The organism is Marinilactibacillus sp. 15R, from assembly GCF_001895285.1.
Classification (GTDB): Bacteria; Bacillota; Bacilli; order Lactobacillales; family Carnobacteriaceae_A; genus Marinilactibacillus; species Marinilactibacillus piezotolerans.
The window spans coordinates 463,040-475,890 of the sequence record NZ_CP017761.1; the positions used below are offsets into that span (position 1 = coordinate 463,040).

Genomic DNA, 12,851 nt, shown 5'->3' on the forward strand with positions numbered 1-12,851 from the left:
TCCTTTTCAGTTTAACCTTCTAATTTAAGTGTTTCTTTTCTTAGCTTTACTCACAATACGTTTTATAAATTTGCCTATGAATCGGATGCCCGGTTTCGGATCATCACTTGACCAGATAGCTCCGGTTTTGTTGGCTTTATAAGATCTGATTATCTGACCCCAAGTTAAGTCTCCCGCTTTTACATAAGCTCTTGAAGCATGCAAGTCCTCATACATATAGTGGAAGACTTGTCCTGTATCTTCTTTGATGATTCTAGAACCGATTGGTTGACCCGTCAATTCTTTATAAGCTATCAAGGGCATATTCAGTCCCACGTCTGCAATCATCTGATTGAAATTCGTGGTTCTTACATTAATTTCAATTAGGTAATATTCACCAGTATCTGCATCTTTCTTGAACTCGATTTCTGCGAACCCTTTATATCCTAACTTCTCTAAGAAAGGTGCGCCAATTGTAAAGAGTTCCGGAACGTAACGCTGTTTTGTATATACAGATGCTCCAAAATGAATTGGATACTGACGATGTTTCTGGGCTGTCATCCAGTGAGTCACCTTAGACTCCTGATTCAAATAGGCATCAAATGTATACATGTGATCATCGAATCCTTGAACTAGTTGTTGAACAACAACTTCGATATGTGCATCTTCAGATCTCTTCAAAGCTTCTTCCAATTCAACCCGATCATGTACTTTGAATAATTTTTTACGAAATTCAGCAACAAATATAGTGGAATCAGCCGGTTTCACTAAGCAGGGATATCCCAAATCAGATTCAACTACCTCGATCAAATCTGGTCGAGTTGTTTGAATCGTTTTAGGTACACGTACCTGATGTTGTTCCGCTAAAATATATAAAGAATCTTTATCGATCAGACGCGTCCATAAGCCTTTTTCTTTTTGTGTAATTAGGAAATATTCACCTAACTCATCTAAATACTCATCTATAAACTCTACATATGGATCCGCCGTCGGATACAGAACAGGCTTATAATCTTGTTTTCTCGCATATTCAATTAAAAAATCTTTTAATGCAGAGCTTTCTTTTTTATAATGTGGTCCAATCAGTTGTTCAGATAAATACTTTGAATGAAGTGCATAAGCTCCTTCTTTCTGATATTCCACTGCAACCACGGGTACTCCTGCACGACCTAAGCATCGAATGATACTTAATCCAATATAATAATTTGCTCCTAAAACGACTGCTTTATGTTGTTGTGTCATTTAAATTCTCTCTTCCTTCATAAGCGTTCACTTTGAATAGTTTCCATGCATAGATCTCAAAAATACGGATTGGTACTCAATTAATACGGATCTACACACGTTCACTCATTATACATCAAACTGCAAGATTTTTGTAGAAGTACCAACTGTTTCATTAAGGTAAATTCTTAAATTTTAACTACAAGTTCTAATTATTTGCAGCAAAGCTGATAGATTGCTTCTGCATATATATCCATTGCTTTATATAGTTCTTCTAATATTATTCCTTCATTCTCCTGATGTGCCAAACTCGGACTTCCCGGAAAGTGCGCACCAAAAGCAACCATATTCGGCATTGATCGAGCGTAAGTAGCTCCCCCAGAAGTCATCGGTTCTTGATGATCGCCTGTCTTATCTTTATAAATGTCCATTAAAGTTTTCACTAGCAAACTGTCTTTAGGAACATAAAGTGACGGCAGCTCATCATACTTCTGATATTCCAACCCATAATCTGCTGCTACTTCTTTTAACTGTTTAACTAATTCTGTTGAGGAAAATGAAACCGGAATTCGCATATCTATCATTATTTCAGCGTGGTTTTCATCGATTCTTAAAGAAGCTACATTAAAAGTCAGTTGCCCAGAAATCTCATCACTAATTTTACCAAAAATACTAAATCCATTTGCTTCCTCTCCTACCTTTTCTGCTAAAAAAGAAATAGCTGGATGAGGCTGAAAAACAGCTAACTGAGTTGCTAGTAAATTGATTGCATTAACGCCCTTAAAAGCCGTACTTGCATGCACAGACTTTCCATATACAGTGATTTGTTCATCTGTCAGTTTATATTGGATTCCTTTTTGAGAGAATGCTTCAGCTAGGGATTTCTTTTCAACACCTTGATAGTCTGCTGCTGCCGGCACAACATTAGGAGCTCCTGGGCAATTCAGTTTCACTTTATCAGAGCCGGGACCAGTCAATTTGAATTGTAGCAGTCCTTTTTCTGCGTAGGTAAGTGGAAATGCCCCATCTGGTACAAATCCCATATCAGGTATTTCTTCATATTGTTTGTACCTATCCATTCCACGCCATAAACTTTCTTCATCTGTTCCAAATACAAATCTCAATTTACGATTGAAAGTTTCTCCTGCATCTACTAGTGCTTTAAACGCATATAATACTGCAATTGTAGGTCCTTTGTCATCTTGCGTTCCTCTTCCATACATTACGCCATCTAGTTCCGTTGCCACGAATGGAGATGTGTGCCATTTTGCGGTATCACCTTCAGGTACTACATCTAAATGACATAAAATACCGACCGTCTCTTTACCCTCTCCGTAATCTGCATATCCATAATATCCTTTGGGATCGTAGTAAGTATCCATTCCTAATTCTTTGCATAACTGGAGTGTTTCTTTTAATACCCGATCAATTCCTTCTCCAAATGGAAATCCCCCTTCTTCTGACTCGGCTTGCGTAATATATGAAGGAATATTGACTAGCCTTTCTAAAGAAGACAAGCTTTGCTCTTTAATCACTTGAGTAATATAATTTTTCATTTCATTCTCCCTCTATGTATACTTTGCTTCAACTTTCTTGAATTTCATATTCTTTTTCTTCTTAAATACGTTACTAGTTTGTGTGAAAAAGTCAAGCTTTAACATAAAAAAACCGTCTTTCCTTTTTGGGGAAAGACGGGTTCAATTACTTTTTTGTGATAAGCTTTTTCTGTTTTTTAATTTATACTTTTACTTCATTTTTAACTTCAGGTTTCCAGAATCCTAAAATTATTGCTGAAATAATTGTTCCAATAACTAATGCAAGTAAGAATAAGAGTATATTATCTCCTAATCCAACTACGAAGATACCACCGTGTGGTGCTGGGATAGCTGTATTCCATAATTGACTCAATCCCCCACCAACTGCTGCTCCAATGACTGATGACCCTATTACGCGCATTGGATCTGCTGCTGCAAAGGGAATAGCACCTTCTGTAATGAATGATAACCCTAATACAAAGTTAGATAATCCTGATTGTCTTTCTACATCAGTAAATTTATTTTTAAATAACACTGTTGCAAGCGCTATTGCTAATGGCGGAATCATACCACCCATCATAACTGCTGCCATCAAACTACCATCGCCAGTATCCGTGAAAATTCCGATTGAGAATGTGTAGGCTGCCTTATTGAATGGGCCACCCATATCTATTGCCATCATACCACCTAGAACAGCTCCAAGTAGCACTGCGTTTCCCGTACCTAAATTTTCCAAGAAACTAATCATTGCTGTATTAATAGTAGAGAATACTGGACTGATAATAAAGAACATTAACAATCCGGTTGCCAACAGACCTAATACCGGGTACATCAGGATTGATTTTAATCCTTCAAATGACTTCGGTACTCCACGAAGTGATTTTTTGATTAAGTTCATAACATAACCAGCTACAAAACCACCAATTAAACCACCTAAGAATCCAGCGTTACTATCAACTGCCATAATACCAGCTGTCATACCAGGTAACAGCCCCGGACGGTCTGCAATACTATAAGCAATATAGCCGGCTAAAATCGGAATAAGAAATTGGAATGCTGAGCTTCCAATCGTATTAAATGAATCAACCAAGAAATTATTGTCCATCGGTATACGTTCAAACATGAATGAAATCGCCATGATAATCCCGCCACCAACAACAAATGGTAACATATGAGAAATACCGTTCATTAAATCTTTATATAGCGTATTCCAAGCGCTTCCGCCCTCTTCTTCTGAAGCATTATTATCAACTGCATCTCCGTCCACTCTTAATACGGGCGCTTGTTGATTCATTGCCTTGGTAATCAGTTCTTCTGCTTTATTGATTCCTTCGGCAACTGGACGTTGCAAAACATGTTTACCATTAAAACGAGCAAGTTCTACTTTTTTATCCGCTGCGATAATCACTCCATCGGCACGACGGATTTCATCAGCAGTCAATTGATTCTTCGCTCCATCTGATCCGTTTGTTTCAACACGAATTGTCACACCCATTTCATCTGCTTTACGTTTCAAAGCATCTTCTGCCATGTAAGTATGTGCGATTCCAGTAGGACATGCTGTAACTGCTACAACGAATTTTTTATTTGCTGAATCACTGTCTGTGCTTGGTGTTACTTCTTTAGTATCTTCTTCAGATTCTGCAAAGATTGTTTGAACATCTTCTGGAGTAGTCGCTTGGTCCAATTGTTCAAGTACTTCTGGATTGACTAATTTACGAGATAATGAAGCTAACACTTGCAAGTGTAAATCATTCCCGCCTTCTGGAGCAGCAATCATAAATAAGTAATGCGTTGGCTGTCCGTCTAATGATTCATAATCTACTCCTTTAGAAGACTTAGCGAACAACACTGCTGGTTCTTTTACTGCTTTATTCTTAGAATGCGGCATTGCCACGCCATCACCTAATCCAGTTGAGGTTTGCGCTTCACGTTGCATGATGCCTTCTTTGTATGTTTCTTTATCAGAGATGACATCTTTTTCTGCTAGACGCTCAATCATTTCATCGATTGCAGCTTCTTTTTCAGTTGCTTGAAGATCTAATATCATTAGGTCTTTTCTTAATAAGTCGTTGATTTGCATTTAATTTTCCTCCAGTACTTTGATTTTTATTTGTGAAAGCAGTCCTTCTATTTTATCTTTTGTTGCCAAATCTTCTTCAAATGCTGTTGCGCTTCCAGACGCAATACCATATTTGAATGCTTCTAGAGAATTTCCTGTTTGTTTCAACATACCTGTAAATCCAGCTACCATTGAGTCTCCTGATCCCACGGAGTTTTTCAGATTGCCTTTAGGAGCTTTTCCATGGTAAACACCTTTTTCGGTAAATAGCATAGCACCTTTTTCTGCCATCGAAATAATTACATGTTGTGCTCCGGCTTCAACTAATTTTTTACCATAAATTTTCATGTCCTCTTCTGTCTTAAGTTTGACATCAAACAATTCTTCCAATTCGTGGTTGTTTGGTTTGATCAGTAATGGTTTTGACGATAAAGCATCTTTCAGCTCTTTTCCCGTAGTATCGATCACAAATTCCGTTTCAGTCTGTTTCAATTTCTCAATGATTTCTTGATAGAATTTTTCTGAAAGCCCTTTTGACTTACTTCCTGATAGGATAACGACATCTTCTCTGGACAAGTTTGAAAGAATATTCAATAATTCGTTCGCTTTTTCTTGAGATATATGAGGGCCAAGACCATTAATCTCTGTTTCGTTGCTGCTTTTTACTTTCACATTGATACGTGTATCTTCTTCTACTTGAACGAACTCAGTTATGATATTTTCTTTTTTTAAAGCATCTTCAATGAACTTACCGGTAAAGCCACCGATAAAGCCCAATGCTTTATTTTCTATATTTAACTGCGATAATATTCTAGAAACATTGATTCCTTTTCCGCCTGGGAATTTGCGATCTTTCTGGATACGGTTCACTGCTCCAGTTTTTACTTCATTATCCATATAGACTACATAATCGATCGATGGATTCAGTGTAACGGTGTAAATCATTTAGTTCTCTCCTCTACCACTCGCGTTAAGTTTGCAAGTTCCCTATTTTCTTCTGATAATCGAGTTGTAATAATCGTACAATCTTCAATATCACTTACTTTAACGAAACTGACTTTTCCGAATTTAGATGGATCAATCAACACATATGCTTCACCCGTCTGAGCGATTGCAACTTTTTTCATAATTGCTTCTTCTAAATCCGGGGTCGTATACCCGACCTCTTTATCTATTGAATTCATTCCCAGGAAAGCGCGACTGAATCGATAACCTTCCATCTGTTCCTGTGCCAAGGTACCGATGATCGCTTTTGTATTCTGCTTGATTTTTCCACCAAGTAAAATTGTCTCGATTTTCAAGTCTGTTAGAAGTGATGCATGAGGGACACCATTTGTTACAACCGTGATCTCTTTATCTTTCAAGTAAGGGATCATTTCAAACGTAGTCGTTCCTGCATCTAAGTATATCACTTCATGATCTTGGACAATGTCAGCTGCCATCTTAGCAATCGATTGCTTATCTTGAACGTTTTTGACCGTTTTTTCTTCCATAGTGTCTTCAGTAGAAATCGCCACTTTTCTCTTTGCCCCACCATGAATTCGAATCAACTCACCATCCGCTTCAAGCTGGCTCAAATCTCTACGAATCGTCGATTCCGAATGATGCAATGTATCTACAAGCTCTTGAACAGTAATCGTATTCCTTTGGTTGATCTGTCTAATGATATAAGCGTATCGTTCTTCTGTAAGCACTTACTTCACCTCTCGCTAATAATATAACATCCAATACGATCAAAATCAATCAAAAAATGTCTTTTTCTTTCATTTATGTCACTTTTTGTTCACGGTTTATTTTTAAATGAAATCTACCTATGTATCTATTTAATATAATATTGCAGCAATACTATTGCTTTTATCTCTCAGCTAGCTATAATTACTTGGTATCACATTTTATTTATATTTAAATTTGCAATTATTAAAAATTTTATTTTATTTTATTTTTTCAGACAGGAGGAATTATTTTAATGAAGAAAGACATGACTACTGGAAGTCCCATGAAACTGATATTAAGCTTTACTGTACCTTTGCTGATCGGCAATCTATTCCAACAGTTTTACAATATGGCTGATTCTTATATCGTCAGTCAGACTGTTGGAGTGGAAGCTTTTTCGGCTATAGGATCAACAACCAGTTTGCAGTTCTTGATTATTGGTCTTGCGATTGGTTTAACAGCTGGCCTTTCCGTAATTACAGCCCAACGTTTTGGTAGAAAGGATGATGCGGCACTTAGAAAAAACTTAGCAGCTAGTGTCGTTATCAGTATTGTAATTGCCCTTATCCTTACTCTATTGACCACTACTTTTACAGAAGAAATTTTGACTTTGATGCAGACGCCTGCAGAAACCTACCAATATGCATACGATTATTTGAATGTAATCTTCTGGGGGATTGGGGCTACACTCCTATTCAACTTACTTGCAAATCTTTTGAGAGCACTAGGAGACAGCAAAACTCCTCTCTATTTCTTAATATTGACTTCCATCTTAAATATCGTACTTGACTATATTCTGATTCTCTATTTTAATATGGGAATCAGAGGTGCTTCTGTCGCTACGGTAATTTCTCAAATTGTTTCCAGTATTTTATGTCTGATATTTATCTGGCGAAAAGTTCCCTTGCTTAGAATTCATAAAGAAGACTGGACCTTTAACTGGATTGAATATAAAGAACACTTAAGAATCGGTTTACCTTATGGCTTTCAGTATTCTATCATAGCAATCGGAGCTGTCGCTATTACTGTTACCCTGAACAAATTAGGCGCAAATGCTGTGGCTGCTTTTACAGCTGCTCAAAAAATCGATACTGTTGCTATGTTACCTCTACAGTCTTTTGGTGTTACTATGTCGACGTATGCAGCACAAAATTATGGGGCACGTAAACTGAACCGAATCTGGTACGGTGTAAATCAGGCTATTAAACTGAGTTTGTCCTATAGTATAGTAATTGGTATTGTTTTATTAATATGGGGTAGACAATTAGCATTACTTTTTGTAGGCACAGGTGCATCAGCTGAAGTTGTCAGCATGATTCAACAATTCTTTTTAGTAAATTCAACGTTGTATGCTGTATTATCTTTACTCTTTATTTACCGGCATACTCTTCAAGGCTTAGGAAACAGCTTAGCTCCTACAGTAGCAGGGGTCGGAGAATTAGTTGCACGAGCTGGTGCAGCAACTTTATTATCTATCCCTTTCGGATTTTTAGGTGCTGCTTTGTCAAATCCTTTGGCATGGATTGCGGCATTAGCTCCACTTGCCACTGCTTATTATTCAACTAGACGAAGCTTGTCAGGCCGTGTATCTAACTCTTTAGAAGATATCGAAGCTATTACTCCTGAGTTAAAACCTCAAAAGGTCAAATAATTAATCCCATTAGAAATCTAAAGCCATCTTCCTCTTAACAGGAAGATGGCTTTTTTATCTATTGTATTTTCCTATGTAAAGATTGTGAAATATAAAAATTATTAATCAACATTTTCTGTTCATTTTTTTGTCGCATTTTCATAAAAACCTATAAATATCAACGTTTGGCTCTATGAAAACAATGAAAACGCATAACTTTTATAACCTTCAAATCCGTTCACATTCCTTTCACAAAGAATATTTCAAAAGGGGTTGTATTCTTTTAAAAAGCGCCTATACTTGTCAAAAGTGTTAACAATAAATATTATTCGATACACCTTATAACAAAGAAATAAATCACTCATTGGCTAACTTAACTATTTATTTATTACTGAACTTATTCATAAGCCAACCTAAATAATGAATTATTCGAAAATGACTCAAGCATAACTGGAGGTTATCATATTGTACAAAGACATGACTAAAGGCAACCCACTTAAATTAATCGTAATGTTCTCTATCCCACTTATCTTAGGAAACTTATTCCAACAAATGTATCAAATGGCAGACACTTTCATTGTTAGTAAAACAATCGGTGTCGAAGCTTTTGCAGCTGTCGGAGCAACTGGTAGTATCAACGGATTAATCTTAGGACTAGCAATTGGATTAACTGCAGGTCTATCTGTATTGACAGCACAACGTTTCGGAACAAAAGACGAAACAAAAATCAGACAGAACCTAGCAGCAAGTGTTATTATTTCTGGAACTATGAGCGTAATCCTGACTATTGTAGCAGTGATCTTCACTCGTCAGATTTTAGAATTCATGAACACACCTGCTGAATTGATTGAACATGCTTACAGCTACCTAATTGTATTGTTCTCTGGTATCGGAGCAGCTGTAATGTTCAACTTGATCTCAAACATCTTACGTTCTATTGGAAATAGCCGTGCCCCACTAGTATTCTTAATCATTACGTCTATTTTGAATATCGTTTTAGACTTAGCATTTATTCTTGTATTTGACATGGGTGTAGCCGGAGCTGCTTTAGCAACTGTTATTTCTCAATTTGTATCTAGTATCATTGGATTAGTTTATATCAAGAAAAATGTTCCTATCTTACGTATTCATAAAGAAGACTGGGCTGCCGGGTTCAAACAAATTAAAGAACATTCAGCAATTGCATTCCCAATGGGATTCCAAAGCTCAATCATCGCTATTGGATCTATCGCTATCCAAATGACTTTGAACAGCTTAGGACCTGAAGCTGTTGCAGCAACTACTGCAGCTCAAAAAATCGATGGTATCGCTACTTTACCACTTGTTTCTTTTGGTATCACAATGGCTACTTTCTCAGCTCAAAACTACGGCGCTGGCAATATTGAGCGTGTATGGCAAGGTGTACGCACTACATTAAAAGTTGTATTAACTTACAGTGCTGTTATCGGTCTAGTATTAGTGTTCTTTGGTCGTCCACTTGCTGCACTTTTCGTAGGATCAGGAAACACAGAAATTCTAGACTTATCTCATTTGTACTTTGCAACAAATGCGCCATTCTATTTCTTGCTTGCTATGTTGTTTATCTATCGCTACACACTTCAAGGACTTGGAAAAAGCACTGCACCTACAATGGCAGGAATCATGGAGTTATTCTCTAGAGTCGGCGCTGCATTACTGCTTTCAAACTCTTTAGGATTCGCGGGGGTTACACTTTCTAACCCGCTTGCCTGGTTAGCTGCACTTGTTCCATTAACTTTCTCTTACTACAGTTTGAAACGTCGTCTAGATGGAACAGAACGTCCAAAACTATTACCAAAATTAGCAGGACTGATCCGTTAAATCCTATTTAAAAAGCATGCTCCCTACTTTTAACTGATATGCTCCCTTTATAGTAGACAGAGAAATAATAAAAATTCTCTGACACTATAAAGGGAGTTTTTTTGATGTCTAAAAGAATAACGAAGCATACCCTAGATGAACGTTTAGAAGCTGTTCTAAATGTGATGGAAGGAAACCGTTCGATTAAAAAAATGGCGAAACAACTCGGAGTCGCTCCTGAAACAGTTAAAAGGTGGATCGCAAAATATAAAGGAGATGGCGTGGCAGGATTAACAGAGTCCAAGACTTGGAAGCGCTATTCTCCTCAACTGAAAACAAAAGCTGTAGAGTATTATTTGAAGGAGGCTATGGGGGTACAGAAAACTTGTGAGAAGTTCAATATTTCTTCTTCTTCCGTTTTACGTAAGTGGATAAAGCTTTATACTAGTGGTAAAGGGTTTAAACCAACTAGTAAAAGGTGGAATAATCAGATGAATAAGGGGCGCAAAACAACCTGGAAAGAAAGAATTGAAATTGTTCAATTCACAATAGCCAATAATTTGGATTATCACAAGGCGGAAACAGTCTATCATGTTTCTTACCAACAAGTCTATGGATGGGTACGCAAGTACAAAGCGAACGGTCCTGAAGCACTTCGTGACCGCCGTGGACATACTCTAAAATCCAAACCCAAAGAATCTCTTACAGAGGAAGAAAACGATAAACTACGGATTAAAGAATTAGAAGAAAGAAATCAATATTTAGAAGCTGAAAATGGTCTAATAAAAAAGTTAAAGGAAATCGAAAGGAGGAATCGGCCCGTATAGGATCTTGTTTAGATGAGTTTCAAGCAGTGTATGAATTTCACCAAGAAAATAGATATCCTATTCACTTATTGTGTACTATTTTGGGTGTTTCTCGTTCTGGCTACTATAAATGGGTGCACCATGTCCCTTCAACTAGAGAAATTGATCATCAGCGATTGATGGAACGGATCAAAAAAATGTTTTATAAATATAAAGGCATTTTTGGATATAGACGGATCACGCATTATCTAAATAAAGAGAATGAACAAAAGGGTATCGAAGCAAGATATGACCGCAAACAAATTCGGAGACTCATGCTTAAAATGGGGCTGAAATCGCACATTCGACGCTCCAAAGGATATTGTACGAAAACGAGCTATGTCAATATCGAAGAGAATATTTTGAATCGTCAGTTCAAAGCAGATAAACCAAATCAAAAATGGGTAACGGATATCACTTATTTACAATATGGAAAGGGTCAAAAGGCCTATTTAAGTGCCCTTAAAGATCTTTATGATGGAACCGTTATCGCCTACAAAATAAGCAAGAATAACGATTATGCTTTAGTTATGGAGACTTTAAAAGAAGCCCTTAAGCAGAATCCAAAAGCGACACCGATTCTTCACAGCGATCGTGGTTCTCAATATACCTCTAAACAGTACCGTCAAATCACGACAGAAGCTGGAATTACACGTAGTATGTCTAGAGTGGGGAAATGTATTGATAACGCACCAATGGAAAGCTTTTTTGGGCACTACAAATGCGAATCGTATCATTTGAAGGAGTACACTCTATATCAAGAACTCATTAAAGATATTGATGAATACATGGAATTTTATAATTTCGAACGTTTACAAGAAACAAAAAACAACCTAACACCGATGGAATTTCGGTATCAGGTTGCCATATAGATTTTTTATTATTTTATTGTCTACTTGACAAGGGTCAGTTCAAACAGAAAGGGAGCATGCTTTTTCTAATTCAAAATACATCTAATATTCTTACTTTTAAAGTAAAGTGACATCCCTCTCTTCATAGTATAGTTCACTTACATTATTGTTCATAAATACTTCCAACATTAAATCAAAGCCTTCAACAGTCCTTTCTTCTTTAAGAGAAGTTACAGGTACCCATTTTACTTCTCCTTCTTCAGAAGATTGGATTTCTCCTTTATATGTATGCGTACGATATAAGAAAACGACATAGCGCTCATCAAGTTTTGTCTGAAATTGTTTTACCCCACATAACGACAGATTGGATATTGTCAATCCCGTCTCTTCTTTTACTTCTCTAATGGCTGATTCTACAAAAGATTCATGCGCTTCTACTTTACCACCCGGAAAAGCAATACCTTTCCAACTTTTTAAACGATTTTGAACCAGTACATTTCCTTCACCATCTTCAATCATCACCATATTCGTAAAGATAGTATTTTCCATAATCAACATCCTGACTACTCAACCTTTTTCTTATAGTATAACAAACTTTAGAAAAAGCTGTTGACTTTAAAAGTGTATGCACTATATAATACACTTATCCGGTGTATGGAGGGGTTAATACACTGGTAGCTTTTTAGCTATCATGTATTAACCATTTAGTACAATATATTTTTATCGTTTTTTTTTTGAACAAAAAAATTTACTCCAAAGCATCTTAAATAAAAATTTATTGAAAGCTACTTAACATGAACAGAAAGGAGTACTGCATATGGATTTGATTTTAAATAAACGTGATCCGATTTACTTACAAGTAATTCATTTTCTTAAAAAAGAAATTGTAGCCGGACACTTGTGTCCTGGAGAAGAAATTCCCTCTAGAAGACAGCTGGCTAATGATTTAAAGATAAATCCCAACACCGTGCAGCGAGCATACAGTGAAATGGAGGCAGAAAATTTGATTCATACTGAACCAAATCGACCAAGTAAAATAACCGAAGATCCAAATGTTTTAAGGCAGCTAAAAAGCGAATGGGTAAATCATGCCGTAAAAGATTTCGTTAGTGCTATTCGAAATGTAGATATCTCTATAGAGGAAGTAACAGAGTTGATCACAACCGAAATGAATCATACTAAAACAGGAGGTTAAAC

At 36.7% G+C, this 12,851-nt stretch carries 9 protein-coding genes and 1 pseudogene; 4 read left to right on the forward strand and 6 right to left on the reverse strand.

Annotation, left to right across the window (positions count from 1 at the left end):
* Window positions 1–24 precede the first annotated feature (24 nt).
* The 5 genes from BKP56_RS02315 to BKP56_RS02335 form a co-directional block, all read right to left on the reverse strand.
* Window positions 25–1,221, reverse strand: a complete 1,197-nt coding sequence (locus BKP56_RS02315; protein ID WP_072693535.1) for a carboxylate--amine ligase — start codon at window positions 1,219–1,221, stop codon at window positions 25–27.
* A gap of 191 nt (window positions 1,222–1,412) precedes the next feature.
* Complete coding sequence (locus BKP56_RS02320) at window positions 1,413–2,756, reverse strand: M20 family metallopeptidase (RefSeq protein WP_072693536.1); 1,344 nt, start codon at window positions 2,754–2,756, stop codon at window positions 1,413–1,415.
* A gap of 181 nt (window positions 2,757–2,937) precedes the next feature.
* The gene (locus BKP56_RS02325) at window positions 2,938–4,818 is read right to left on the reverse strand and encodes a PTS fructose transporter subunit IIABC (protein WP_072693537.1); all 1,881 of its coding nucleotides are present in this window, start codon (window positions 4,816–4,818) and stop codon (window positions 2,938–2,940) included.
* Complete coding sequence (gene pfkB, locus BKP56_RS02330; RefSeq protein ID WP_072693538.1) at window positions 4,819–5,742, reverse strand: 1-phosphofructokinase; 924 nt, start codon at window positions 5,740–5,742, stop codon at window positions 4,819–4,821.
* Window positions 5,739–6,491 carry a DeoR/GlpR family DNA-binding transcription regulator gene (locus BKP56_RS02335; RefSeq protein WP_072693539.1) on the reverse strand — a complete coding sequence of 251 codons (753 nt, stop codon included), beginning with the start codon at window positions 6,489–6,491 and terminating at the stop codon, window positions 5,739–5,741. The genes pfkB and BKP56_RS02335 overlap by 4 nt, the downstream gene beginning before the upstream one ends.
* A 272-nt stretch (window positions 6,492–6,763) precedes the next feature.
* On the opposite strand from BKP56_RS02335, the gene BKP56_RS02340 reads away from it, so the two are divergent.
* The 3 genes and pseudogenes from BKP56_RS02340 (at window position 6,764) to BKP56_RS13585 (ending at window position 11,675) form a co-directional block, all read left to right on the forward strand.
* A complete protein-coding gene (locus BKP56_RS02340) occupies window positions 6,764–8,161 on the forward strand; it encodes an MATE family efflux transporter (protein WP_072693540.1) in 1,398 nt (465 codons plus the stop codon).
* Between the two features lie 444 nt (window positions 8,162–8,605).
* Window positions 8,606–9,979, forward strand: a complete 1,374-nt coding sequence (locus tag BKP56_RS02345) for an MATE family efflux transporter (RefSeq protein ID WP_232226921.1) — start codon at window positions 8,606–8,608, stop codon at window positions 9,977–9,979.
* Window positions 9,980–10,083: 104 nt separating this feature from the next.
* Window positions 10,084–11,675 (forward strand): annotated as a pseudogene (locus BKP56_RS13585) (IS3 family transposase).
* A gap of 96 nt (window positions 11,676–11,771) precedes the next feature.
* Here the strand turns inward: BKP56_RS13585 and BKP56_RS02360 are convergent.
* A complete protein-coding gene (locus tag BKP56_RS02360) occupies window positions 11,772–12,212 on the reverse strand; it encodes an 8-oxo-dGTP diphosphatase (RefSeq protein ID WP_072693543.1) in 441 nt (146 codons plus the stop codon).
* Between the two features lie 259 nt (window positions 12,213–12,471).
* Between BKP56_RS02360 and BKP56_RS02365 the strand changes: the two genes are divergently transcribed.
* Window positions 12,472–12,849 carry a GntR family transcriptional regulator gene (locus BKP56_RS02365; RefSeq protein ID WP_072693544.1) on the forward strand — a complete coding sequence of 126 codons (378 nt, stop codon included), beginning with the start codon at window positions 12,472–12,474 and terminating at the stop codon, window positions 12,847–12,849.
* The last annotated feature ends 2 nt before the right edge of the window (window positions 12,850–12,851 follow it).